General features: G+C 44.6%; 24 protein-coding genes. 19 read left to right on the plus strand and 5 right to left on the minus strand.

The genetic code is table 11. The features are described 5' to 3' along the window. Positions 1-12: 12 nt before the first annotated feature. The 7 genes from ftsY to GPK58_RS05840 all read left to right on the plus strand — a co-directional run bounded on the left by ftsY (position 13) and on the right by GPK58_RS05840 (position 10,491). Positions 13-951, plus strand: coding sequence for a signal recognition particle-docking protein FtsY (gene ftsY, locus GPK58_RS05810; protein WP_015525230.1), 939 nt, complete (start codon positions 13-15; stop codon positions 949-951). Positions 952-957: 6 nt separating this feature from the next. Beyond that, positions 958-2,169, plus strand: coding sequence for a threonine ammonia-lyase (gene ilvA / locus GPK58_RS05815; RefSeq protein WP_015525229.1), 1,212 nt, complete (start codon positions 958-960; stop codon positions 2,167-2,169). Between the two features lie 107 nt (positions 2,170-2,276). Beyond that, positions 2,277-4,115 carry a glutamine--fructose-6-phosphate transaminase (isomerizing) gene (glmS, locus tag GPK58_RS05820; RefSeq protein ID WP_022427034.1) on the plus strand — a complete coding sequence of 613 codons (1,839 nt, stop codon included), beginning with the start codon at positions 2,277-2,279 and terminating at the stop codon, positions 4,113-4,115. A 383-nt stretch (positions 4,116-4,498) separates the two neighbouring features. Next, entirely contained in the window at positions 4,499-6,352 is a 1,854-nt protein-coding gene (locus GPK58_RS05825) for a DNA cytosine methyltransferase (RefSeq protein ID WP_110103255.1), read from the plus strand. Between the two features lie 252 nt (positions 6,353-6,604). Further along, positions 6,605-8,413, plus strand: coding sequence for a Na/Pi cotransporter family protein (locus GPK58_RS05830; protein ID WP_044962146.1), 1,809 nt, complete (start codon positions 6,605-6,607; stop codon positions 8,411-8,413). 315 nt (positions 8,414-8,728) lie between these two features. Continuing rightward, entirely contained in the window at positions 8,729-9,535 is an 807-nt protein-coding gene (locus tag GPK58_RS05835) for an alpha/beta hydrolase (protein WP_015525224.1), read from the plus strand. Between the two features lie 131 nt (positions 9,536-9,666). After that, complete coding sequence (locus GPK58_RS05840) at positions 9,667-10,491, plus strand: TrmH family RNA methyltransferase (protein WP_114002543.1); 825 nt, start codon at positions 9,667-9,669, stop codon at positions 10,489-10,491. 23 nt (positions 10,492-10,514) lie between these two features. On the opposite strand, the gene GPK58_RS05845 is transcribed toward GPK58_RS05840, so the two are convergent. Further along, positions 10,515-11,852, minus strand: coding sequence for a PucR family transcriptional regulator (locus GPK58_RS05845; RefSeq protein ID WP_215638344.1), 1,338 nt, complete (start codon positions 11,850-11,852; stop codon positions 10,515-10,517). A gap of 168 nt (positions 11,853-12,020) precedes the next feature. Between GPK58_RS05845 and GPK58_RS05850 the strand changes: the two genes are divergently transcribed. Genes GPK58_RS05850 through queA form a run of 8 tightly spaced genes read left to right on the plus strand, consistent with a single transcriptional unit; the run spans position 12,021 to position 16,889 of the window. Next, a complete protein-coding gene (locus GPK58_RS05850; protein ID WP_215638345.1) occupies positions 12,021-12,320 on the plus strand; it encodes a hypothetical protein in 300 nt (99 codons plus the stop codon). Beyond that, entirely contained in the window at positions 12,286-12,609 is a 324-nt protein-coding gene (ylxM, locus tag GPK58_RS05855) for a YlxM family DNA-binding protein (RefSeq protein WP_015525222.1), read from the plus strand. Before GPK58_RS05850 ends, ylxM begins: the two co-directional genes overlap by 35 nt. Before the next feature lie 3 nt (positions 12,610-12,612). Continuing rightward, positions 12,613-13,965: a signal recognition particle protein gene (gene ffh, locus GPK58_RS05860; protein ID WP_015525221.1), complete on the plus strand. Its 1,353-nt coding sequence runs from the start codon at positions 12,613-12,615 to the stop codon at positions 13,963-13,965. A 45-nt stretch (positions 13,966-14,010) separates the two neighbouring features. Beyond that, complete coding sequence (rpsP, locus tag GPK58_RS05865) at positions 14,011-14,256, plus strand: 30S ribosomal protein S16 (protein ID WP_015525220.1); 246 nt, start codon at positions 14,011-14,013, stop codon at positions 14,254-14,256. A gap of 55 nt (positions 14,257-14,311) precedes the next feature. Beyond that, positions 14,312-14,542, plus strand: coding sequence for a KH domain-containing protein (locus GPK58_RS05870; RefSeq protein ID WP_015525219.1), 231 nt, complete (start codon positions 14,312-14,314; stop codon positions 14,540-14,542). A gap of 59 nt (positions 14,543-14,601) precedes the next feature. After that, positions 14,602-15,108 carry a ribosome maturation factor RimM gene (rimM, locus tag GPK58_RS05875; protein WP_059085894.1) on the plus strand — a complete coding sequence of 169 codons (507 nt, stop codon included), beginning with the start codon at positions 14,602-14,604 and terminating at the stop codon, positions 15,106-15,108. After that, entirely contained in the window at positions 15,109-15,861 is a 753-nt protein-coding gene (gene trmD / locus GPK58_RS05880; protein ID WP_015525216.1) for a tRNA (guanosine(37)-N1)-methyltransferase TrmD, read from the plus strand. 2 nt (positions 15,862-15,863) lie between these two features. Continuing rightward, positions 15,864-16,889, plus strand: a complete 1,026-nt coding sequence (gene queA, locus GPK58_RS05885; RefSeq protein ID WP_015525215.1) for a tRNA preQ1(34) S-adenosylmethionine ribosyltransferase-isomerase QueA — start codon at positions 15,864-15,866, stop codon at positions 16,887-16,889. Positions 16,890-16,988: 99 nt separating this feature from the next. On the opposite strand, the gene GPK58_RS05890 is transcribed toward queA, so the two are convergent. Further along, positions 16,989-18,308, minus strand: a complete 1,320-nt coding sequence (locus GPK58_RS05890) for a CapA family protein (RefSeq protein ID WP_215638346.1) — start codon at positions 18,306-18,308, stop codon at positions 16,989-16,991. Positions 18,309-18,461: 153 nt separating this feature from the next. Between GPK58_RS05890 and GPK58_RS05895 the strand changes: the two genes are divergently transcribed. Together GPK58_RS05895 and GPK58_RS05900 are read left to right on the plus strand one after the other, a co-directional pair. Further along, a complete protein-coding gene (locus GPK58_RS05895; RefSeq protein WP_092069943.1) occupies positions 18,462-19,307 on the plus strand; it encodes a deoxyribonuclease IV in 846 nt (281 codons plus the stop codon). A gap of 3 nt (positions 19,308-19,310) precedes the next feature. After that, a complete protein-coding gene (locus GPK58_RS05900) occupies positions 19,311-19,847 on the plus strand; it encodes a ribonuclease domain-containing protein (RefSeq protein ID WP_215638347.1) in 537 nt (178 codons plus the stop codon). A gap of 81 nt (positions 19,848-19,928) precedes the next feature. Here GPK58_RS05900 and GPK58_RS05905 read toward each other — a convergent pair whose 3' ends face one another. The 3 genes from GPK58_RS05905 to GPK58_RS05915 form a co-directional block, all read right to left on the minus strand. After that, positions 19,929-20,915 carry a 2-hydroxyacid dehydrogenase gene (locus tag GPK58_RS05905; RefSeq protein WP_015525211.1) on the minus strand — a complete coding sequence of 329 codons (987 nt, stop codon included), beginning with the start codon at positions 20,913-20,915 and terminating at the stop codon, positions 19,929-19,931. A 240-nt stretch (positions 20,916-21,155) separates the two neighbouring features. Next, complete coding sequence (gene aroA / locus GPK58_RS05910; RefSeq protein ID WP_215638348.1) at positions 21,156-22,430, minus strand: 3-phosphoshikimate 1-carboxyvinyltransferase; 1,275 nt, start codon at positions 22,428-22,430, stop codon at positions 21,156-21,158. Between the two features lie 71 nt (positions 22,431-22,501). Next, positions 22,502-23,593 (minus strand): prephenate dehydrogenase, encoded by a 1,092-nt coding sequence (locus GPK58_RS05915; RefSeq protein ID WP_173722148.1) that lies wholly within the window; start codon positions 23,591-23,593, stop codon positions 22,502-22,504. 404 nt (positions 23,594-23,997) lie between these two features. Here GPK58_RS05915 and GPK58_RS05920 point away from each other — a divergent pair, with 404 nt between their 5' ends. Further along, positions 23,998-24,720: a phosphatase gene (locus GPK58_RS05920; RefSeq protein ID WP_215638349.1), complete on the plus strand. Its 723-nt coding sequence runs from the start codon at positions 23,998-24,000 to the stop codon at positions 24,718-24,720. 149 nt (positions 24,721-24,869) lie between these two features. Further along, a complete protein-coding gene (locus GPK58_RS05925; protein WP_022426499.1) occupies positions 24,870-26,960 on the plus strand; it encodes an elongation factor G in 2,091 nt (696 codons plus the stop codon). Positions 26,961-26,988: the final 28 nt, after the last annotated feature.

Below are 26,988 nucleotides of genomic sequence, written 5' to 3' on the forward strand. Positions count from 1 at the left end.
GGATGAATCAGTATGGCAGAAGAAAAAAAAGGATTTTTTAAACGTCTGGTAAGCGGACTTACCAAAACGCGAGACAATATCGTTGCCGGCTTTGATTCCATTTTCAGCGGTTTTTCCAGTATTGATGATGATTTTTATGAAGAACTGGAAGAGATCCTGATCATGGGAGATATCGGCATTAACGCAACCACCTCCATTCTGGAGCATTTAAAGGAGCAGGTTGCTGAGCAGCATATCAAGGAGCCGTCCCAGTGCAAACAGCTTCTGATCGACAGCATCAAAAAACAGATGCAGGTAGAAAGCACAGAATATGAGTTTGAGAACCGGAAATCCGTGATCCTTGTGATCGGTGTCAACGGAGTAGGTAAGACTACCTCTGTAGGCAAACTGGCCGGTAAATTAAAGGATCAGGGAAAAAAGGTCATCCTCGGAGCAGCAGATACCTTCCGTGCGGCAGCCGGAGAGCAGCTGACACAGTGGGCTAACCGTGCAGGCGTTGAGATCATTGGCGGCCAGGACGGAGCAGATCCGGCATCTGTTGTCTATGATGCCGTGGCAGCAGCCAAAGCCAGAAATGCAGATATTCTGATCTGCGATACCGCAGGAAGACTTCATAATAAGAAAAACCTTATGGAAGAGCTTCGCAAGATTTACCGTATTCTGGAACGTGAGTATCCGGAAGCATATTTGGAAACGCTGGTAGTTCTTGACGGAACCACGGGCCAGAATGCGCTTTCCCAGGCAAGACAGTTTGCCGAGGTCGCAAACGTTACCGGAATCATTCTTACCAAACTTGATGGTACAGCCAAGGGCGGAATCGCAGTAGCGATCCAGTCTGAGCTTGACATACCAGTAAAATACATCGGAGTAGGCGAAAGTATCGATGACCTGCAGAAATTTGATGCAGACGCATTTGTAAACGCCCTCTTTGACGTAGAAGAAAGGAGCTAAATACAAATGCTTACATTAGAGAGCTTTGAGGAAGCGGCAGCAAAAGTAAAAGAAGTGACACAGGAAACAAAGCTGATATACAGCAGTTATTTCTCAGATATGACGGGAAATAAGGTTTATCTGAAGCCAGAGAATATGCAGCGTACCGGTGCATATAAGGTGCGTGGCGCATATTACAAGATCAGCACACTTTCTGACGAAGAGAGGAACAAAGGGCTGATCACTGCATCTGCAGGAAATCATGCCCAGGGTGTTGCTTATGCTGCACATAAATATGGAGTAAAAGCAGTCATTGTCATGCCAACTACCACACCACTGATCAAGGTAGAGCGCACCAAGAGTTACGGTGCGGAGGTTATCCTTCACGGCGACGTGTATGACGAAGCCTGCGCACACGCACTTGCCCTTGCAGAAGAAAAAGGATATACCTTTATCCATCCATTTGACGATCCGGCAGTAGCAACCGGTCAGGGAACTATCGCCATGGAGATCGTACAGGAACTTCCGCTTGTAGATTACATTCTGGTACCGATCGGAGGGGGCGGACTTGCTACAGGTGTCTCTACACTTGCGAAGCTTCTGAATCCACACATCAAAGTCATCGGTGTTGAGCCGGCAGGCGCAGCATGTATGAAGGCATCCCTGGAGAAAGGGGAGGTCGTAACGCTTCCTCACGTAAATACTATCGCAGATGGTACTGCAGTACAGACTCCGGGAAAAAATATCTTCCCATATATCCAGGAAAATCTGGACGATATCATTACCATCGATGATGATGAGCTGATCGTGGCTTTTCTTGATATGGTAGAAAACCACAAGATGATCGTAGAGAACTCAGGACTTCTTACTGTAGCAGCTCTCCGTCATCTGGATGTAAAGAATAAGAAGATCGTTTCCATCTTAAGCGGTGGAAATATGGATGTGATCACCATGTCATCGGTTGTACAGCACGGACTGATCCAGCGTGACCGTATCTTTACCGTATCCGTACTTATTCCGGATAAGCCAGGTGAACTGGTACGTGTTGCAAGTGTGATCGCTGAAAATCAGGGTAATGTTATCAAACTGGATCATAACCAGTTTGTAAGTACCAACCGAAATGCAGCCGTAGAACTTCGGATCACTATGGAAGCATTCGGAACAGATCATAAGAATCAGATCGTTGCAGCTCTGGAAAAAGCGGGTTGCAAACCGAGAGTGGTACGTGCTATACTGTAGGACGTGTTATATTGCAATAACTGAAACTTCTGACCGGACTGTTGCATATGATGTAACAGCCCGGTCTTTTGCGAAAATACCTGCATAGACAGAAAGGACAGATAAATATGTGTGGAATTGTAGGATTTACAGGTAGACACCAGGCAGCTCCGATCCTTTTAGATGGACTCTCCAAGCTGGAATACAGAGGATATGATTCCGCTGGAATCGCCGTACGTGACGGCGAGGACGAGACGGAAGTGATCAAAGCCAAGGGAAGACTGAAAGTTCTGTCAGAAAAGACAAACGGCGGAGAGACTGTACCGGGAACCTGTGGTATCGGTCATACCAGATGGGCAACTCATGGTGAACCTTCTGAGAACAATGCACATCCGCATATGACAGACGACGGTAATATCGTAGCAGTCCACAACGGCATCATTGAGAACTATCAGGAACTGAAAAATAAGCTCACCCGTAAAGGCTATACTTTCTATTCTGAGACCGATACTGAGGTAGCAGTCAAGCTGATCGATTATTATTACAAGAAATATGAGGGAACACCGGTGGATGCCATCACACATTCCATGGTACGTATCCGTGGTTCCTATGCCCTTGCGATCATGTTCAAGGATTATCCGGGTGAAATATATGTAGCCAGAAAAGACAGCCCCATGATCCTTGGAGTGGCAGAAGATGAATCCTTTATCGCTTCTGACGTACCGGCGATCCTGAAATACACCCGCAATGTATATTATATCGGCAATCTGGAGATGGCGCGTGTGAAAAAAGGCGAAGTCACCTTCTACAATCTTGATGGAGATGAGATCGAGAAAGAGCTGAAAACCATTGAATGGGATGCAGAAGCAGCGGAAAAAGCCGGATATGAGCATTTCATGATGAAAGAGATCCATGAACAGCCAAAGGCAGTACTGGATACGTTGAATTCCGTGCTCAAGGATGGAAAGATCGACCTCAGTGAAGTTGGCCTGGAAGAAGAAAGCATCCGGAACATCCAGCAGATCTATATCATAGCCTGCGGCTCCGCTTATCACGTAGGAATGGCAGCACAGTATGTGATCGAGGATCTTGCACAGATCCCGGTAAGGGTAGAGCTTGCTTCCGAATTCCGTTACCGAAAAATGGCTCTTAACACCAACAGCCTTGCAGTGATCATCAGCCAGTCCGGTGAAACAGCAGACAGTCTTGCAGCACTTCGTAAATGCAAGGAAAATGGTATTCGTACACTGGGAATCGTTAATGTAGTGGGATCTTCCATTGCACGTGAGGCTGATAATGTATTTTATACTCTGGCCGGACCGGAGATTTCTGTAGCTACTACCAAGGCGTACAGCACACAGCTGATCGCAGCTTATACACTGGCGATCCAGTTTGCAATGGTAAGAGGAACGATCACAGAAGAAGCCTACAGCAATTATATCAGTGAACTGCAGACACTTCCGGATAAGATCTGTAAGATCCTGGAAGATAAAGAGCGTATCCAGTGGTTTGCCTCAAAACAGGCAAATGTAAAAGATGCTTTCTTTGTAGGAAGAGGAATTGATTACGCTATCAGCCTGGAGGGCAGTCTGAAGATGAAAGAGATCAGTTACATTCATTCTGAAGCCTATGCTGCCGGAGAGCTGAAACACGGAACGATCTCCCTGATCGAAGACGGGACTCTTGTGATTGGTGTGCTGACCCAGCCGGATCTCTACGAAAAAACTGTCAGCAACATGGTTGAGTGTAAGAGCCGCGGCGCCTACCTTATGGGCCTGACCACATTTGGCAATTACAATATCGAGGATACCGCAGACTTCACCGTCTACATCCCGAAAACAGACCCGCACTTTGCAACATCCCTGGCAGTGATCCCGCTTCAGCTTCTGGGCTACTACGTAAGCGTAGCCAAAGGCCTGGATGTGGATAAACCACGAAATCTGGCGAAGAGCGTGACAGTGGAGTAAAAAATATATATGGACTATAGAGAAAGCCTCAGAGTATGTATATGCGAAAATACTCTGAGGCTTTTTTATAAAATCTTTACGCAAAAATAGTTTCATGGTATCATATAGACATATGATGCTGTGAAATTATTTTGCTTTTCAGGGGATATTAAGAAGGGGTGACGGGTACATGCTTATGCCGGTAGTGCCAGAGAGGAGATTGAACTGAAACCAGAGTGCCCGGACAGCCATAGAGCAGATAAAGGAGAAAAATTATCCGGAGTCTTTACAGAAATGTACAGGGAATATCCTGGCTTGTGGGGATCAATTATAACAAACCAATCAACAGTGGTAAGCTTTTGGAGCTGCTGTCACAGTACAAATAATAAGATAGGAAAAAATATATGAAGAATACAGTGGTGATCTTTAATGCCGGTATCGGTGCGCTGACTCTTGGTTTTCAAAATGCCGGTTATGAGATTTTGAAAGCATATGAGCCGGACAGAAAAGTGATAGAGATCTATCAGGAAAATATAAGTCAAAATGTAACTGCATGCAGCCTTTCTTCCATAGATCCTGCCACAGTTCCGGACAGTGATGTCTGGGCTTTTGATCTGACGCAGTCGAAAGCAGAAGAGGTGTTTTATAGTTTGACCCTGGTGCAAAGAAGACGACCGCCGGCCATTCTTTTTGTTATGAAAAAGCAATTATGGAAAGGGTTCATAAAGGAGCACATTTTTCAGCTGCAAGAATATGGATACCATATCACGCATAAAAATATCCAGAGTTCGGAGGTTACTGCATTTCCGCTGCGGGAAGAATTTGCATATATTGTTTCAAAAAGAGTGAATGCTTCGGATATGATCATGCCGGTGCAGGTCCATAAGAGTAGTATCCTGTTGGATGGCTGGGTGGAAATGAATCCACAGGATTCCTGGTATTACAGAATTGATTTTGCGAAAGAGAAGATTGATGCTTCGCATGCCGGTGACAGCGTTTTGTGTTGGGAAAAAGGCGGTTATCGGGAATCCGGGCAGGTTCGTCTGAATCTGATAAAAATGCCGCTGATCCGTATCCATGGCGTCTATCATAAGATCACACACAAAGAAATAGCCAGATTAAAGGGATTTCCGGAAGATTTTCCACGTTCTGTGCCAAACAAAAGCCGGATGTACAGAAGCCTGATATATGCGCCGAACATAAAAGTGACAGAACAGGTCGTTCGCAATCTCTGCGTAGAACCCTATATAAATTCAGAGGGTGATGTGCAGATGAAAAACTGGGAAAATATGGCCCGCTTTAAGCAGCTTTTTGAAAAATACCTTACATATAAAGGGGTTTCTTTCCAAAGCGATGAATGGGTCTTTATGACCAGAATGTACAGTGATTCCAAAGAAATCGCTACACTTAAACGGTTGCAGAGTTATAGCCGTCTGGTTGGAAAAGCAGTGTCAGATCAGAAAAAGGATCTGCCATTACAAAATATCTGTGTAGTGGCGAATCTGGTCTCTGATGAGACTAAGAGAAAGTACGAAGAGGCGAAGCTTGGATATGTCTGGGACATCCGAAATGTGCTGTGGCTCTTTGAGGACTATCCGGAACTGAAGAACGAACTGATCTCGATTCTGAATTATTCGGTGGAAAACATAGAACCGGAGAGACCGGAGCCTTTTATCTTTGAGGAAAGCAGCCAGATGGAGAATACGGATCCGGAATCGGTTGCTGACAGCTATATAGCGCAGTTAAAAGTGTTGGAGACCGGTAGTGCAGCTTTCAAGAAATATGAGGAACTTTGTGTTTCTATTCTGAAATATATCCTTGGAGAATATCTGACTTTGTGGGAGCAGCAGAAGACAACAGAGGAAGATCTGTATCGTTTTGACATGTGCTGTAAGATCAAAAACGGGGTGACACAGGATTTTTTTGACACGATCTGTAAGTATTTTTCTACGAAGTATATCGTGTTCGAGTTTAAAAACTATGAAAAGCCTATTACTCAGAGGGAAATTTACACTACAGAAAAATATCTGTACGAAAAAGCTCTCCGTAAAGTTGCGATCATTATTTCCAGAAAAGGAGCGGATAAACATGCGAAAATGGCTGCACGGGGAAGTCTACGGGAAAGCGGGAAACTGATCATCTGCCTGTCCGATGAAGATTTGAAAGCGATGCTCCAGATAAAAAAAGAAGGGGAAAAAACAACGGGAGGGTATTTGGAAGATATTTTGGATGATATGCTGATGCGCCTGGAAAAATAGAAAATTTTGTGAAAAATCACTCAAAAATCCCCATTTCGAGGGCAGAGTTTTGGAAGATAATCCGCTGCCTTCGAATTTTTTCATTTTCGAAATAAATCTGTTGTTGTAATATGGAAATTGATGTGGCATAATAAATGGGAAAATGTTAAAAATAAGAAAAATCCAGATTAAGGAAATGTAAAGTCGCATTTTCAGGATAACATGGCTCCTGACAGGTTATGACAGGAAGCGAGTATGACAAAGGAGAAAATTATGGCAATTTTTTCAATGATCTTATCTTTGTTGTGTGGAGTATCATTATTTTTGTTTGGTATGTCCCTAATGGGCGATGGTCTGAAGCTGGCAGCAGGTAATAAGCTGGAAGCATTTCTTTATAAGATGACCAATACTCCGCTGAAGGGTGTCGCACTTGGTACTGGTGTTACCAGTGTGATCCAGTCGTCTTCTGCGACGACAGTTATGGTGATCGGTTTTGTAAACTCCGGTATGATGAAACTGAAACAGGCGATCGGTATCATCATGGGAGCCAATATCGGAACCAGTATTACTGGCTGGATCTTATGTCTTTCTTATATTGAAGGATCTAATGGAATCGCTAGTGTTCTTTCCACAGCAACTATTTCTGCTGTTGTGGCTGTAGTTGGTATTATTTTCCGTATGTTCTGTAAGCGTACCTTACATAAGAACGTGGGAAATATCATGCTTGGTTTTGCGATCCTGATGACAGGTATGCAGATGATGAGTGGTGCGGTATCTCCATTGCGTGAGAGTCCGATGTTCATCAAGATGCTGACTATGTTTTCCAATCCGATCGCAGGTATTCTCGTAGGTATCGCTTTTACTGCGGTACTCCAGAGTGCGTCTGCAACAGTCGGTGTGCTCCAGGCTCTTTCCGTAACCGGTATCCTGACATTTGCAAGTGCATTTCCGATCGTTCTTGGTATCGGTGTTGGTGCTGCATGTCCAGTTCTGATCTCAGCCATCGGAGCAAATAAGAACGGTAAAAGAACGGCTCTTGTATATCTGATCAATGACTTGTTTGGTCTGATTCTCTGGTCTGTGATCTTTTATACCGTGAATGCGTTTGTACATTTTACATTTATGGATATGACCATGACACCGGTAGCGATCGCACTTTTGAACACAGTTTTCCGTCTGGCAACGGTTATCGTGCTGTTCCCGTTTATTTCAAAGATCGAGAAGCTGGTATGCTGGCTTGTTAAGGATAACAAAGAAGATCTGGAAGATGAGGCAGACTTTGATCTTCTGGAAGAGCGTCTTCTGAATTACCCGGCCCTTGCTATCGCACAGTGTCACCGTGTAATGAACGGAATGTCCAAGAAGCTCCGTAAGAATGTCAACAGAGCCATGAATCTTCTGAATGATTATCAGCAGGATAAGTATGATAAGGTTCAGCGAAAAGAGGATCTGATCGACAAGTATGAAAGTCGTCTAGGAGAGTATCTGATCCAGCTGACAAAGAGAGAGATGAATTCTGCACAGACAAGACAGACTTCACTGTATCTGCATACGATCAATGACTTTGAGCGTATCGGTGATCATGCTTCTTACATTGCTCATATGTCCAATGAAATGCATGATAACCATACGAATTTTTCACAGGAAGCCTGGGATGAGCTGAATGTTGTTATGGAGGCAGTTCGTGAGGATATCAATATAACCTGCAATGCTTTCATGAAAGACGATAAAGAAATGGCACAGAGAGTAGCACCTCTCGGAGCTGTGATCACAGGACTTTGTGATGTACTGAAGATGCGTCATGCAGAGCGACTGAGCCAGGGCAAATGCGGACTGGAAGAGGGAACGGTATTTAGTGATATCCTCAACAGTTTCTGTCGTATCGCAACTCACTGTGCAAGTGCTATGGTGGCACTTATGAAGAGCGGAGAGACAGGATCTGATCTTCATATTCACGATTCCAAGATCTATCCCACAAACAGTGCGGACTACTACCAGTATTTCAAGGAATACGGACAGAAATATGATATTGGAAATCAGGAAGGCCATATGCTCAGCATGGAGCCGGAAGAAGTAGAATAAGAAATTCAGGCAGCGGAAATGTAGATATTCCGCTGCCGTTTTTGTTAGGGATTTGCCCTAACAATGAAAAAAGAAGGGGCTGTCGCACTAATTTTTTAGTGCGACAGCCCCTTTGTACTGAGGTGATTATAGTTCAGAGAACAAAATATGTCACTCCTCTATTTTTCATTACTTTTTGTAAAAATCATATAATTGCTGATAATTAGTAATAGGGGTTATCAAAATACAGATTTCATGATATGATAAACCTATCAGATAGCGTGAGACATATAATGGGGATATGTATCTCGCAGCAAGAAAAGGGAGGTTTTTATTATGGGTGAAAGTATGATCACATCGTTTGACGGAACGAAACTGTATCTGAAAAAAGAAACGGCAGCAGACAATAAAGCGGTGATCGTGATTGTCCACGGACTCTGTGAGCACCAGGGCAGGTACGATTATTTTGCGGAAAAACTTCATGAGGCGGGAATAGGAACCTATCGTTTTGATCACAGAGGACATGGACGGTCTGAGGGTGAAGAGACTTTTTATTCAGATTTCAATGAGCTTCTGGACGACACCAACGTAGTTGTGGATATGGCAATTGAGGAAAATCCGGATATTCCGGTATTTCTTCTGGGACACAGCATGGGCGGATTTACGGTTTCTCTGTACGGAGCCAAATATCCGGACAAAAAACTCCGGGGGATCATTACCAGTGGTGCGCTGACCGCAGATAACGGCAATCTGATACGTGGTGTGCCGGGAGAAATGGATGTACATACGCGCCTTGCCAATCAGCTGGGGTCAGGTGTATGCTCTGTACAGGAAGTGGTAGACTGGTACGGAAAAGATCCATACAATAAACAGTCCTTTACAGCGGGGTTATGCTATGCGATCTGCGACGGACTTGACTGGTTCAAAGAGAAAAAAGCAGAGTTCCATTATCCGGTCCTTATGACACACGGCGAGAAAGACGGTCTGGTAAGTGTACAGGATACCTATGATTTCTTTAAAGAAGCAGGATCAAAAGACAAGCAGATGAAGATCTACGGCGGACTTTTTCATGAGATCCTGAATGAGTATTGTAAAGATGAAGTGATCGGGGATATGATCCGGTGGATGGAAGTGAGGATCTGAATATAAACAAATTGTTTTACAAGTAGCAGCAAAGCCAGGTGGAAACATATAGCACCTGGCTTTCTTTTGCAAAGAGATTCTGTTACAATAGCAGGATGAAAACAAGAAGACAGAACAGGAGAAAAATAACCATGTCAAATATCATAGAAATCACAGATTTCAACGCTTCGGAGCTGGATGTATATGCCAGGATCTCGGAGATACAGCTTTTGAACCGGGCAGAACCGGAGAAGGGGATCTTTATTGCGGAGAGCCCGAAGGTTATTGAGAGAGCTTTAGATTCCGGGTGCCAGCCGATTTCTTTTCTGGTGGAACATAAACATGTTGAGGGTGAGGCAAAAGAACTGATCCGTCGTTGTGGAGACATCCCGGTTTATACGGCAGAATTTGATGTGTTGACGCAACTGACCGGATTCAAGCTGACAAGAGGAATGCTCTGTGCAATGCGCCGGCCGGCGCTTCCTGATATAGTCGATGTATGCAAAAATGCCCGCAGGATCGCAGTTCTGGAAAATGTGGTAAATCCTACTAATATAGGCGCGATCTTTCGTTCTGCGGCGGCTCTTGGAATGGATGCGGTACTGCTGACACCGGGATGCAGCAATCCATTGTACCGCCGTGCGATCCGTGTCAGCATGGGAACTGTATTTCAGATACCATGGACTTTTTTTGATGAAAAAACAGAGTGGAAAACGGAAGGAATCCGGTCTCTGAAAGCGATGGGATTTAAGACGGCAGCCATGGCTCTTAGGGAGGATTCCTTTGATATTGATGATCCTCATCTGATGGCAGAAGAAAAACTGGCAGTAGTTCTTGGAACAGAGGGGGATGGCCTTGCTTCGGAGACCATTGCGGATTGTGATTATACAGTATGTATTCCAATGGCACACGGTGTGGATTCACTGAATGTGGCGGCAGCCAGTGCAGTTGCATTTTGGCAGCTGGGAAAACGCTAAATATTTAAGAGAGTTCCTGTTTTTTATGATCTTGCATTCCGGTTTTCTTCTTCCATATCCATCAGATGAAAAGAAAGCAACAGATACAGGATCTCGTTTCTGTCTGTAAGATCTGAGTCCAGAAAAGCTTTGATCTTATCCAGACGATAAAGAAGAGTACTTCTGTGGATAAATAAAGCGCTGGCAGTATGAGAAATGTTCTGGTTGTGCTCCAGAAAACAACGTAGTGTTTCATAGAGATGAGATTGCTTTGCCTCATCCTTATATTTCATTGACAGAAGCTTTTCGTGACAGACCATGTAAGCAGGAAGCTTTTTGGTTGCCTGTTCCAGAATATAGGGCAGAGCGATGGAGTCAAAATAATGGATACTTTCTGCGGGATTTTTGCGTTTTCCAACCTGCAGGGTAACAGAAGCCTGCGTGTATTGCCGGTGGAAATTGAAATGTCCAAGCATCTTCCGGCTGTATCCGGCGCTTAACATGCTGCTTTTGATAAAGCCCTCGATCTTATCGGAAATCTCATGGATAGTCAGAGTGCAGAGATCCAGATTGATAAAAAGCACAGCATTGCCTTTATGTTCCGTGGCACAGGTGGCAGGAATTGTATTTTCCAGATAGTTACAGATGGCATTAAGGGTCAGATTTTTCTGGTCGATCAGCCCGGTCTGGATCAAAATACATTGATATATATGGGAAGAAAGCCACCCTACATTTGTCAGCTGCTGACTGACTTTTACATAATCAGCTCCGGGATCAGTCAGAATGGACATAAAAATCTGATGCAGAGGAAAAGCTTTATCCCGGCTGTGCATGATTCCTGTGGAAAGTGCATGGGATACCATCTGGGAAAGGTACTCCAGAACAAAACCAAACGTATCATCCAGGGGAACCTCACCTTCGGAAAACATCAGCCTGTATACTGCTTTATCATTATTGGAGATATTTACGCAAAGAGAAGGAGCAGTAAGGCCATTTCCCGGATAATAAAAATATCCGGTTTTATAAAAAGCCTCTTCGTAATGAGAATCCTGCTTCAGGCTGTCCACAATAGCCCAGGAATTTTCAGTGGAACCCAAAACAGAATTGGAAAGATCACTTAGATTCCAGTCTCTGGAGGCAATGATAGTAAAATCCATACCGATCAGCATCATTGGATTGGGAATAATGGAAGCTGTAAGATCCAGAAGCTCCTGGATAGATGCGTTCCGGAGACGGGAATCCATCAGGGACTGATTCCACTGATCATAGAGGATAAAAATATCCTGAATCCTGTTAAAGACAATATTGACCGGAATATCTTCAGGGATGATACACATGTTTGGCTGAGTTAATTCGTAGTTCTGATAGATTTTTCCAATCATCAGGAACAGAATATTTTTGGGATGATGAAAAGTGAGCTGAAAATCCGGATCTGTGATAAGGTAAACACGCCCATCTTGAAGAGAGGTGTTCTTTTCAAAGCGGGAAGGGCAGGAAAGGGTGGGGAATGTATCCAGCCTGGATGTATGCAGGGGAAAAGATTTCTGTAAATGATAGCAGATGAGTTTTGCACTGAGTTTCAAGGAAAATTCTCCTTCCTATATTTTGTAGGAAAAAACAGGAATAATAGCCATATTATGTGGAATTTTGATTCTTTTGATTTACAGTATAATAGAATCATAAGGAAAAAACAAGTGCAGAAACAAGCCTTTTATATTGGGGTGTGGCAAAACAAGTGCGGAAAAAATAAATTTGTAAAGCAAAAACCCTTGACAGGTATGATGGAATCGTGTATGATAGCCAAGGTGATTACAGATGGAGAAATTTGTAGAGCAGACATTTTTATTTGATTTTTATGGAGAGCTTCTGACAGAGAGGCAGCGGCAGGTGTACACCAGTGTGGTATTTGAGGATTATTCCTTAAGTGAGGTTGCTGAGGAACTTGGCATCAGCAGACAGGGTGTGCATGATATGATCAGACGGTGCAATCGGACGTTGGAAGAATATGAAGAGAAGCTTCATCTGGTCGAGAAATTCCTGAACATCCGCAGTCAGGTCATAAAGATCCATGAACTGGCTGACAAGTACCACGCCGAAGATATTGCGGCGATTTCCAATGTGATATTAGAGGAGTTATGATCAATGGCATTTGAGAGTTTAACAGATAAACTGCAGAATGTATTTAAGAAGCTGAAGGGCAAGGGCCGTCTCACAGAGGCTGATGTCAAGGTAGCACTGAAGGAAGTTAAGATGGCGCTTCTGGAAGCGGATGTTAACTTTAAGGTCGTTAAGCAGTTTACGAAATCCGTTCAGGAAAAGGCTATCGGACAGGATGTTATGAATGGTCTGAATCCGGGACAGATGGTGATCAAGATCGTAAATGATGAGCTGGTCAACCTGATGGGAAGTGAGACAACAGAGCTTCCGATCAAACCGGGAATGGATCTTACCGTTCTTATGATGGTCGGTCTTCAGGGTGCAGGTAAGACAACGACGGTTGCCAAGCTGGCAGGCAAACTGAAATCCAAGGGAAAGAGACCACTGCTTGTGGCCTGTGATGTTTACCGTCCGGCAGCGATCACACAGCTGCAGGTAAACGGTGAGAAACAGGGCGTCGAGGTCTTTTCCATGGGAGATAAGCAGAATCCCGTGGATATTGCAAAAGCAGCTATCGAGCATGCGAAATCCAATCAGCAGAATGTTGTGCTCATCGATACAGCAGGACGTCTTCACATTGATGAGGATATGATGCAGGAGCTTGAGGATATCAAAGCGAATGTGAATGTAGATGCTACAGTGCTTGTAGTTGATGCCATGACAGGACAGGATGCAGTAAATGTGGCGCAGAACTTTTCTGATAAAGTCGGCATTGATGGTGTGATCCTGACTAAGATGGACGGTGATACACGAGGCGGCGCTGCGCTTTCCATTAAAGCCGTGACCGGCAAACCGATCTTCTATGTTGGTATGGGAGAGAAGCTTTCAGATCTGGAACAGTTTTATCCGGAACGTATGGCTTCCAGGATCCTTGGAATGGGCGATGTAATGAGTCTGATCGAGAAGGTGGAAGCATCTGTGGATCAGGAACAGGCTCAGGAGATGCAAAAAAAGCTGAAGAAAATGGACTTCGACTTCAATGATTATCTTACCAGCATGGAGCAGATGAACAAGATGGGTGGTATTTCCAGTATCCTGAACATGCTTCCCGGAATGGGCGGTAAGATGAAGGATATCGAGGGTATGATCGATGAGAAGGCTATGGACCGTACCAAGTCCATCATTCTTTCCATGACACCTCAGGAGAGAAGTAACCCCAACATTTTGAACATCTCACGCAAGAACCGTATCGCCAGAGGCGCCGGAGTGGATATTACAGAAGTAAATCGTCTTGTGAAGCAGTTTGAGCAGAGCAAGAAGATGATGAAACAGATGCCGGGATTAACAGGCGGCAAGATGAACATGGGAAAAAGAGGCGGCTTTAAGCTTCCCTTTTAATAAATAACAATAAATTTTCAGAAAGATAATTGGAGGAAAACAAAAATGGCAGTTAAGATCAGATTAAGAAGAATGGGACAGAAGAAAGCACCTTTCTATAGAATCGTAGTAGCAGATTCTCGCTGCAAACGTGACGGAAGATGCATCGCAGAGATCGGAACATATGATCCGAACCTTGACCCAAGCGTATACAAAATTGATGAAGAGGCAGCAAAAAAATGGCTTGCAGCTGGTGCTCAGCCTACAGAGGTAGTTGCTAAGCTTCTTAAACTTGCCGGAATCGAGAAATAATACCTGACAGATTTGGATCTGTGGCCTCAATGAGGCAGGAGCAAGGAGGTATGTAATGAAACAACTTGTAGAAGTAATTGCAAAATCTCTTGTTGAAAATCCGGATGAAGTAGTCGTTACTGAGACTGAAAAAGACGACGCGATTGTTGTTGAACTGAAGGTCGGACCGGCCGATATGGGTAAGGTTATCGGAAGACAGGGCAGAATTGCCAAGGCAATCCGTACTGTTGTGAAAGCGGCTTCTTCAAAAAGCAGCAAAAAAGTGATTGTAGATATTCTGCAATGAAAAAGAGACAGGAGCTGTGGATTCCATGGCTCCTGTTTTTACTCTGAAAGGGAGCAAAAATGGAAGATTTATTAAAGGTAGGAGTTATTACAACGACCCATGGCGTCCGTGGTGAAGTAAAAGTTTTTCCGACAACGGATGACGCAGAGCGTTTTCTTGATATTGAATATGTGCTTCTGGACACAGGAAAAGAGCTTCGCAGACTGAATATTCAGAATGTAAAGTTTTTTAAAAATCTTGCGATCCTGAAGTTTGAAGGCATTGACAACATCAATGATATTGAAATGTATAAGGGCCGTGAGCTTTGGATCCCACGTGAAGAGGCACAGGAGCTTGGCGAGGACGAATATTATGTGGCGGATCTCATCGGAATGGAGGTACTTCTGGAGAATGGGGAGAAATTCGGAGTGCTCCGTGATGTGATGGAGACCGGCGCCAATGATGTTTATATTGTAGATCGTGTGGATGGCGAGGAAATCCTGCTTCCTGCGATCCATGACTGTGTTCTTGATGTGGATGTGGAAAAAAATACCATGACTGTACATTTGATGAAAGGGCTTGTTTAAATGAATTATCATGTACTTACATTATTTCCGGAAATGATCGAGAACGGAATGAACACAAGTATTACAGGCCGTGCCATTACAAAGGGACTGTTATCACTGGAAGCGATCAATATACGGGATTTTGCATTCAATAAGCACCAGAAGGTAGATGATTATCCTTATGGCGGCGGAGCCGGAATGCTGATGCAGGCGGAGCCGGTATATCTGTCTTATGAATCCATTGCAGAACGTATTGGAAGGAAACCCCGCGTGATCTTTCTGACTCCTCAGGGAAAAACCTTCAATCAGGATATGGCAAAAGAGTTTGCCCTGGAAGAAGACCTGGTTTTCCTCTGTGGTCATTATGAGGGAATTGATGAGCGTGTTCTGGAAGAAATCGTAACAGACTATGTTTCCATTGGTGATTATGTACTTACCGGTGGAGAACTTCCGGCTATGGTCATGATGGATTCTATTTCCAGAATGGTACCAGGTGTTCTGAATAATCAGGAATCCGGTGAGACGGAATCCTTTTCCGGGAATCTTCTGGAGTATCCCCAGTACAGCCGCCCGGAGGAATGGCATGGCAAAAAGGTTCCGGAGGTGCTGCTTTCCGGACACCATGCCAATGTGGATAAATGGAGAAGAGAGCAGTCTATCATCCGTACAGCCAAATGGAGGCCGGATCTTTTACCAAAAGCTGATCTGACCAACAAAGAGTGGAACGAGGTCCGCAGGCTTCGCAAACAGTGGAAAGAGGAAGTGGAAAAATAATTATGAAAACATCAGATTTTTATTATGATCTACCGCAGGAACTGATCGCTCAGGATCCGCTGGAGGACAGAAGTTCTTCCAGACTGATGCATCTGTCCCTGAAAGATGGAAGTATCGAACATCGTCATTTTACCGATATACTGGATTACCTGCATAAGGGAGACTGTCTTGTGATCAATGATACCAAGGTTATCCCGGCACGTCTTTATGGTCACAAGGAAGAAACAGGAGCGCTGATCGAGATCCTGCTTCTGAAACGCCGCGAAAATGATATCTGGGAGTGTCTTGTAAAGCCGGGAAAAAAAGCACGTCCCGGTGCAAAGATCACTTTTGGTGACGGTATCCTGAAGGGTGAGATCATTGATATTGTAGATGAGGGAAACCGTCTGATCCAGTTCCATTATGAGGGGATTTTCGAAGAGATCCTGGATCAGCTGGGAGAAATGCCGCTGCCGCCGTATATTACCCACAAGCTGAAGGATAAGAACCGTTATCAGACTGTATATGCAAAGAATGAGGGATCTGCTGCCGCACCTACCGCAGGACTTCACTTCACGCCGGAGCTTCTTGAGAAAGTAAAGGAGAAGGGTGTGAATATTGCACATGTAACTTTACATGTAGGTCTCGGAACCTTCCGCCCGGTAAAGGTAGATGATGTAGAAAAGCACCACATGCACTCGGAGTTTTATATTGTGGAAGAAGATCAGGCAAAACTGATCAATGATACAAAGAAAAACGGCGGAAGAGTGATCTCTGTAGGAACTACCAGCTGCCGTACCCTGGAGTCCGCAGCCGGAGAGGATGGAATCGTGAAGGCCGGAAGCGGATGGACAGAGATCTTTATCTATCCTGGATATAAATTCAAAGCTATCGATGGACTGATCACCAATTTCCATCTGCCGGAGTCCACGCTTCTGATGTTAGTTTCAGCCCTTGCCGGAAAAGAACATATTATGGCTGCTTATGAGGAAGCTGTGAAGGAAAGATATCGTTTCTTCAGTTTCGGAGATGCCATGATGATCGAATAAGATTTAAAATTACTTTTTATATAAATAATATCCCAACGGATCGTAGCATGGAAACATGCAGAACAGGATCTGTTGGGATATTATTTTTTGTTATGCTATTTATTCTTCACTGTCAGAGCCTTCCGATGTAGCGGATGAAGAATCCGCGGCAGGAATCGCAGCACTGCATTCCTCTATCTTGGATTTGATCCTGGATGCCTCATCTCCGGATGCAGGAGTTGGCTGATAATTGTTGTAGCCATCTGCGGAAGAAATAGAACAGGGAATGATATTGGTCACGTTATCAGCCTGTACGCCTTCTGAGGTGACAGTGAAGGTCTGCTGGAAGATCATGGTGTCCATATCACTTGGAGAACTGTTTCCTCCAAAACAGAAATTGCCAAGACTGTAGACGATGTTTTTTCCTTTATAGGTTTCGATTCCCTGGAGTACATGCGGATGATGGCCGCATACCAGATCTGCACCTTCATCGATAGCAAGACGGCCAAGGGTCATCTGATTGGTATCGGGAACGGTTTCGGTCTCATTGCCCCAGTGGAAGATCACAACTATAAGCTCTGCTCCATCTGCTTTGACCTTTGCGATATTATCTTTCAGCTGCTGTTCGCGTCCAAGATGATCCTTCAGCTCGTAAATTCCGACAAGACCAACTTTGATTCCCTTGATGTCCATAACCGCAGTATCATCATAACCGAAGTGTGTAATGCCTGCATTATCCAGAGCAGTCAGAGTATCCGTGTAGCTCTGCTCTCCGTAATCATGGCTGTGATTGTTTGCAGTGTTTACGGCTTCAACGGAACCGCTGGTGAGTATCTGAGCATATTCGGCGGGTGCTTTAAATGCAAAGGTTTTATCTTCTCTGGCATCGGAATCGGTGAGGGTTCCTTCAAAATTGGCAATTGTCAGGTCATCTGCCTCAAAGATGCTTTTTACATTTTTAAAGAAATAATCTTTGCCGTTGTTATCGTAGTATGCGTTCAGACTTGTGTCATAATCAAAGGTCTCATCGGTACCCAACGTGCAGTCCCCGACTACGCTGAGCGTCAGTGAAACGGGATCTTTCACAGCAGCAGCTTCTTCTTTTGCCTTTTTTGCGGCTTCCTCTTCCTGTGCCTTCTGCAAAGCGGCGGCTTCTGCAGCTTTCCGGGAAGAAATGCATGCACGTGCGGAAAAAATGATCACAAGAACAAGTATGATCAGGATCCCGCCAGCTACAAGAAACATTTTCTGACGGCGTACCTGGTAATATCTGGATTTTTTGCTGATGTCATTCCTGCGAGTCCCAGTGGAATGTGAACGGGAATTACGGGATGCAGAACCAGAATGCTTCCGCCGTGCTTCCCGTGCTCTGGCGGCTTCTCTGCGTGCCTGCTCTGGATCATGGCCATGAGGCGGCCGCCTTTGATTGTCGTTTGCCATTCTTTTTCTCCTTCGTATGTAAAGATATCTTTATTATAGAAAGAATGGTAAGTATTGTAAAGAAAGAATCGCGGACTTTTCAGAAAAAGAAGTTTTTGATATAATAATTAGGCCAAAAGGCAGAAATATAAACTACAGGGAGATGGTGCTGGTATGATATTATATATCGGAAATCATACAAGTTCGTCCAAAGGCTATGCTGCCATGGGGCGTCAGATGCTGAAAAACGGTGGAAACACGTTCGCTTTTTTTACCCGCAATCCCAGAGGAGGCAAGGCAAAAGAGATCGATCCTGCAGATGTGGAAAGATTTCTGGAGCTTTCCAGGGAAAATCATTTTGGAAAGCTGGTGGCACATGCACCGTATACCATGAATGCCTGTGCCGCAAAAGAAAATCTGAGAGATTTTGCAAGAGAGATCATGGCAGATGATCTGAAACGTATGGAATATACACCGGGAAATTATTATAATTTTCACCCGGGCAGTCATGTAGGGCAGGGAACTGAGACGGGAATTACCAAAATTGCGGAAATCCTCAATGATGTCCTTACAGAAGAACAGAGTACGACCGTCCTTCTGGAAACTATGTCCGGCAAGGGTTCAGAAGTAGGAGCAACGTTTCAGGAGCTTCGTGATATCATTGACAGGGTGGAAAAAAATAATAAACTGGGTGTCTGCCTGGATACCTGTCATGTATGGGATGGCGGTTATGATATTGTCCATGATCTGGATGGTGTTCTTGATGAGTTTGACCGGGTGATCGGCCTTTCCAGATTGAAGGCTGTTCATCTTAACGACAGTATAAACGGACTGGGCAGTCATAAGGATCGTCATGCAAAGATCGGCGAAGGTCAGATCGGCCTGGATGCACTTGTGAATGTGGTGTGCCATCCGGCTCTTGAGGGAATTCCCTTTATTCTGGAGACACCAAATGATGATGAAGGATGGAAAAGAGAAATTGCACTTTTACGAGAACGATATTCCATGAAAGGAGATTGATCCATGAAAAAGTTCAGATATTTTATCCTGGTGCTTGCCGGGGTGGCAGCGATGATGCTGGGAGGATGCAAAGATAAGGAAAAATACGACGAATCTGCTTTTCAGGATGACCTGGAACCTCTGAGTGAGGATGAAGTGGAGGCCATGGACCAGAATGGTGACGATGAGATGGCAGTAGCTGATGAAAGCGACCTGGAGCAGCTGCAGGATTCTGAAAATGCTGCAGGAGCAGGAGATACAGATGGGTCCGATTCATCGGATGCAGCAGACTCGCAGAGCGAAAAGAAACTGGATGAAAATGGCACCTATACAGATAAAGATGAAGTGGCCCAGTACATTTATGAGTATGGCCATGTACCCTCCAATCTGACTGCTGCAGACTATGATAATGCAGACAGTATGCTTCCGGTAGAGGATGGCGTCACCTATCAGCAGTGCAGCCTTGATGATGCAGGGAAACAGAAGCTGATCTTCACTCAGGATGCAAAGCGCATTTATTACACAGACGATGACGGACAGTCTTTTGACGAGATCTATTAAAATCAAAAGAACAAAATAATCCCCCGGATACAGATAAACGATCAGTATCCGGGGGATTTTGCATGTCAGGGTTGAGACTGATCAGTGGACCAGATTTTTCATTTCAGCTCCATCCATAAAAGTTTTTGCGTTTTCCAGGGTTGTCTCCGCAATATTGGTCAGTGCTTCTACCGTAAAGAATCCCTGATGTGAGGTCATGGTCACATTTGGGAAGGACAGAAGACGCTGGATCGTGGAAGTAGGAAGAATGCTGCTTGACATGTCTTCATATACATATGCAGATTCTTCTTCGTAAACATCCAGACCAACGGCGAAGAATTTGTGATCACGGATACCTGCGATCAGGTCATCGGTTTTGATCAGTCCACCTCTGGAGGTATTTACAAGGATCACACCATCTTTCATTTTTGCAATCGTTTCGGAGTTGATCAGATGCTCTGTTTCCGGAGTCATCGGACAGTGCAGACTGATCAGATCACTGGTGGAAAGGAGTTCGTCCAGTGAAACATACTCCAGAAAGTCAAGATTTTTATTAGGGAAAAGATCATAAGCAATTACCTTCATGCCAAAGCCGCGGCAGATTTTTGCCATTGCCTGACCGATTTTTCCGGTGCCGATGATGCCGGCAGTTTTCTGATAAAAGTTGACGCCCATGAGACCGTTCAGTGCAAAGTTATTTTCACGGCATTTGATATATGCCTTGTGGGTGTGCCGGTTGGCGGTAAGGGCCAGTGCCATGGCGTGTTCGGCAACTGCTTCCGGAGAATAACCGGGAACACGTGCCACCTGGATCCCACATTTTGCTGTAGTTTCCAGATCAACATTATTGTATCCGGCACAGCGCATCAGAATCAGTTTTACACCCTGGCGGTGAAGCTCCTCAATGACCGGTGCGCCGAGATCTGCATTTACAAATGCACAGATGGCATCGTAGCCGTGGGCAAGAGCTGCGGTTTCTTCATGGATATTTGCTTCAATGAATTTAATTTCAATACCTGGATAAGATGGAAGCAGCTTCTCAAAAAATTCCCTATCGTAGCTCTTGGTGTCATAAAACAAAATTTTCATAATCGTTGCTCCTCTCTGGAAATAATTATTTTCCGAAAAAATAATACCATAATAGTAGGAATTTGGAAAGTGGGAAAAACGATAAAATTTATCAAAAAAATGGTTTCATTTTGGAATTATGATATCCATAATAAATAAAAATTATACGAAATACAAAAAAAGAGAGCATTTTATGCACTGTCATCTGATGGAACAGATGTTGTGATACATGAAAATGCTCTCTGTCTGGATATAAGATAATTATTTTGCCAGACTATAAAGATCGGAATAGAATTCCGGATAGGAGATGTTGACACATTCTCCGTTTTTGATGGAAAGTGTTCCCTCACAAAGCAGTCCTGCTACTGCAAAAGACATGGCTACACGGTGATCCAGATGAGAATCGATCTCTGCGCCATGAAGGGCTTTTCCACCATGAATGATCATGCCATCTTCGGTTTCCTGGATATCTGCGCCCATTTTCCGAAGATTTTCCGTCATAACCTGGATGCGGTCGGATTCTTTGACACGAAGCTCCTGTGCATCCCGGATAACAGTGGTTCCTTCTGCAAAAGCTGCCATAACGGCGATCATCGGAAGTTCATCGATCAGAGTAGGAATGATCGCGCCTTCTATTGTGGTCCCGTGAAGCGCAGAGGAGCGGATCAGAAGATCGGCAGTAGGTTCGCCCTCTGTGGTTTCATTAAGAAGAGTGATATCTGCTCCCATGGCCCTGCACACACGGAGGATGCCGTCACGGGTCGGGTTGATCCCCACATTTTTCAGAAGAATCTCACTGTTGGGGACAAGAAGACCTGCTGCGATAAAATAAGCTGCAGAAGAGATATCTCCCGGAACCAGGATCTCACGTCCGTAAAGAGATGGGTCCGGTTTGATGGATGCTGTTGTTCCTTCTGCGGTTACATTGGCACCAAAGTAATTCAGCATGATCTCCGTGTGATTTCTGGAAAGGACCGGCTCTGTTACACGGGTAATGCCGTCAGAGTACATTCCGGCAAGAAGTACGCAGGATTTTACCTGGGCAGATGCTACCGGAGAATTGTAGTGGATGGCATGGAGCTTTTTTCCGGAGATCTTAAGCGGTGCACATCCGTTTCCGTTGAGACTTACGATATCGGCACCCATTTGGAAAAGCGGAGTCATGATCCGTTTCATAGGGCGTTTCTGGATGGAAGCATCGCCGGTAAGCTCTGATACAAAGTCCTGTCCTGCAAGGATCCCGGAGATGAGGCGGGTGGTAGTACCGCTGTTACCGACGTCAAGAGTCTCTGACGGAGCACTGAGACCATGGAGACCTTTTCCGTGGACCAGGATCTCTCCTTCTGTATTTTCAATGTTAATACCCATTTTCCGGAAACAGGAAATAGTGGAGAGACAGTCTGCACCCTCCAGAAAATTTGTGATCCGGGTAGTGCCTTCTGCAAGAGAGCCGAACATGACAGCTCTGTGAGAAATGGATTTATCTCCGGGAATGGCAAGAGAGCCGGATAATTTTTTTGCTTTTTTGATTTCCATATTAGTACCTGCCTGTATTGTTATTTTTAAAATTCATGGCAGCAGATCGGATATCTGCTGCCGTTTATATATCAGCGTTCGCAGATCTTGTAATTACGTTTTGTAAGAAGCACTTTAGCCTGCTCCAGAGCTGCGTCTGTATAAAATTCGATCTTCAGAACGCCATCTTCAAATTCTCGGTTGTGGATAATACCGATATTTTTGATGCTGACCTTTTCGGTTGCAAGGATGGTTGCGATGGTTGCAATGGCACCGGCCTCATCTGCCACATCGATATAAAGGACATAGGAGCGGGGGATCAGGCTGTTGTCTACAATGTCAATGGAGTCACGGTAATCCTTGGAGCTTGCAAACATGTCAAAGATGTTGTCAGCTTCTTTGTTGTCAATGGAACAGCGGATCTGGATCAGCATACGGATAAATTCATCCAGAACCGTGGAAATGTTTTTCTGATTTTCCAGACAGATCTGTTCCCACATAACCGGTGAAGAAGAGGCAATACGTGTGATATCACGGAAACCGCCGGCTGCGATCATTTTCATATACTGGGCGTCGTTATCCAGAAGATTTACAAGATTTACAAGAGCGGAGGCTACGATATGAGGAAGGTGGCTGACTCCTGCCGTGATGAAATCATGTTCTTCTGCAGTGATAACAAGGGGGATCGCACCAAGAGAGGAGATCAGTTCTGTGAAATCAGAAATCTTTTCCAAAGCAACTTCTCCTCCCGGAGTGATGATATAATAAGCATTTTCCAGAAGATGATCACTGGAATTGGAAAAACCGCTGCGTTCGGAGCCTGCCATAGGATGACCGCCGATGAAGCGTCCTTCAAGTCCGAGCTCGGTTACTTTTTCGTGGATAACGCTTTTTACACTGCCTACATCTGTGAGGATACAGTTCTTTCCAAGAGAATCTTTGATCTTTTCCATGTATTCCACATTAAATTCTACAGGTGCACAGAGAAAAAGATAATCACAGTTATATAACTGCTCATCGTCAATATCACAGATCCCGTTGATCACGTTTAAATTAACTGCCTCTGCCAGAGCACTTCTGTCTTTGTCAAAGGCAAGCAGGCGATAATCCGGGTGAAATTTTCGTATGGTTCTGGCAATGGAGCCGCCGATCAGTCCAAGGCCGATAAAACCTATGGTTTTCATAGTACTTCAGAGTCCTTTCAAGTTACTTTTTACTTTTATTCTTTAATAGTGTAAATCACGACTATATTGTAAAAGAAAGTGTGAAAAATGTCAACAAATGTTAGCGGAAACAGGAAGGCCATTTTTGTAGCTGTTTACCGTAATGTTTTGCGAACAGGGAAGAGTAATAGAAAGTTACTGTTCATTGGTAATATTCCGCGAGGTGTTTTTTGTGAGCGAAGGTCACGGAAAACCCGAGACATACCGCGCGAATTTATGCGATCAGCATAAATTCTGTGCATCGCGAAGCGTGTTGCTGAGAACGGAGTGAACAGTAACAATAGAAAAAGGCTTGAGAAATCGGAGATTTCGGACGTATAATATAATAAGAAAAAAACAATATAAGATACAGAGGAGAATTTATCATGAAATATCAGTCAGTTATGGATCTTCACACACATACCGTAGCCAGCGGACATGCATACTGCACACTTCGCGAGATGGCCAGGGCTGCTTCCGATAAAGGTCTTGAACTCCTGGGAATCACAGAGCATGCACCGAAAATGCCCGGAACCTGTCATAAGTTTTATTTCCAGAATATAAAGGTAGTACCCCGTGAAATGTACGGGATCCAGCTGCTTCTGGGTTCGGAGGTAAATATCCTGGATGCGGCGGGAACGGTAGATCTTGAGCAGAAAACTCTGGAGAAGCTGGACGTGGTCATTGCAAGTCTTCATGTTCCATGCATCAGACCAGGCAGCAGACAGGAGAATACGGAGGCCTATCTTAATGCTATGAAGAATCCGTGTGTCAATATCATCGGACATCCGGATGACGGAAGATACGAGGTTGACTATGAGGCGCTTGTACAGGGAGCCAGAGAATACGGTAAAGTCCTGGAGCTGAACAATCACTCCATGGACCCTGACTGTAACCGTGAGAATGCAGTGGAGAATGATACCATCATGCTGGAATACTGCAAAAAATATCGGGTACCTGTGGTTATGGACAGTGATGCCCATTTTGACCTTCTGATCGGGGAATTTGATCTTGCCAGAGACCTTCTGACCAAACTGGATTTTTCGGAAGAGCTGGTACTGAACCGTTCTGTGGATGCCGTGAAAAAGTATGTAAACCGGAAATTCTGAAAGATAGACGACTGTTCTGTGTTAATTGACGGTAATACGAAAAACTTTCTGAAAAAAAGTTGTCAAAATTGAATAAAATACTTGAAATTTGCATGGAAATTTAGTAAAATGTGAACATATTAAGTAAGACAAACAGGGAGGTATTACATATGGACGTTTTCAGAACAGACCGAATCAGAAATGTAGTCCTATTAGGTCATGGTGGCGCAGGCAAAACAACACTGGCTGAGGCAATGGCTTATCTGGCAGGTATGACCAGCAGACTCGGACGTGTTGAGGATGGCAATACTGTCAGCGATTATGACAAGGAAGAAATAAAGAGACATTTTTCCATCACAACTTCTTTGATTCCGGTACCATGGGATAAGATGAAAGTAAATGTGCTGGATACACCTGGATATTTCGATTTTGTGGGAGAAGTAGAGGAAGCAGTCAGTGCCGCAGATGCAGCGATCATCGTTGTTTCCGGTAAGGCCGGTGTTCAGGTAGGAACACAGAAGGCATGGAATCTCTGCGAGAAATATAAACTTCCGCGTATGATCTTTGTTACAGATATGGATGTGGATGATGTCAGCTATCGTGAGGTTGTGGAAGAGCTGACAGAGCTGTATGGCAAGAGAATCGCTCCCCTTCATTTTCCGATCCGTGAGGACGGCAAGTTCGTAGGATATGTCAATGTTGTGAAACAGGCCGGAAGAAGATACATTGACAAGGCCGGCAAGGAAGAATGCCCGGTTCCTGATTACCTGACCGAATACCTGGAGAAATACCATGAAACTCTGATGGAGTCTGTTGCAGAGACCAGCGAAGAATTTATGGATCGTTATTTTGAGGGAGATACCTTCTCCGTAGCAGAGGTTTCCGCCGCTATTGCAACCAATGTACAGGATGGAAGTATTGTTCCGGTATGCATGGGATCACCGGTGAACCTTCGCGGTGTATCTAACCTTCTGGATGATATCTGCGGTTACTTCCCAAGCCCAAGCGGACGTTCCTGCAACGGTATCGCACAGAAGACCAACGAGATCTTTGAGGCCAATTATGACTTTGCCAAGGCAAAATCCGCCTATGTATTTAAGACCATCGCGGATCCGTTCCTTGGTAAATATTCTCTGATCAAGGTATGCTCCGGTGTGCTGAAATCCGATGATACACTTCTTAATGTAGAGAAAGGAACAGAGGAGCGTGTAAACAAGCTTTATGTCATGGAAGGTTCCAAACCGATCGAAGTTCCGGAGCTTTTTGCAGGGGATATCGGTGCCATTGCCAAGCTTGGCAGTGTACAGACCGGTGACAGCCTTGCAACCAAGGCGAATCCAATCCTTTATCCAAAGGCTATACTTTCCACACCATATACATATAAGAGATTTAAGGCAGTGAAAAAGGGCGACGAGGATAAGATCGCACAGTCCCTTGCCAAGATGATGACAGAGGACAGAACACTGAAGGTTGTCAATGACAGTGCAAACCGTCAGAGCCTGATCTACGGTATGGGTGATCAGCATCTTGATATCGTTGTCAGCAAGCTGAAGGAGCGCTATAAAGTGGATGTGGAGCTTTCCAAACCGAAGGTTCCGTTCCGTGAAACACTCCGTAAGAATTCAGATGTAGAAGGCAAACATAAGAAACAGTCCGGCGGACACGGACAGTATGGCCACGTTAAGATGCGCTTTGAGCCATCTGGCGATCTGGAGACACCTTATGTATTTGAGCAGGTAGTTGTAGGTGGTGCAGTTCCGAAGAACTACTTCCCGGCTGTTGAGAAGGGACTTCAGGAATGTGTTCTCAAGGGACCTCTGGCTGCATATCCGGTTGTTGGTGTGAAGGCAACCCTTTACGATGGATCTTATCATCCGGTAGATTCTTCTGAGATGGCATTTAAGATGGCAACTATCCTTGCCTTCAAGAAGGGCTTTATGGAAGCGTCTCCTGTACTTCTTGAGCCGATCATCTCCATGAAGGTTACAGTTCCGGATAAATATACCGGTGATGTTATGGGAGATCTGAACAAGAGACGTGGTCGTGTTCTCGGAATGAATCCGGACCACGAAGGAAATACCATCATTGAGGCAGATGTTCCGCTTCTTGAAATCTATGGTTATTCCACTGTCCTTCGTTCCATGACCGGTGGAAGCGGAGATTTCTCCTATGAATTTGCACGCTATGAGCAGGCTCCTAATGATATCCAGGAGAAAGAGATCGCGGCACGCGCAAGCAAGGTTGACAGTGCTGACGAATAAACAGAGATATTTTTTGAGGGCAGAATAA

Source organism: Blautia sp. MCC270 (assembly GCF_018785605.1).
In the GTDB taxonomy this organism is placed as follows: Bacteria; Bacillota; Clostridia; order Lachnospirales; family Lachnospiraceae; genus Blautia_A; species Blautia_A fusiformis.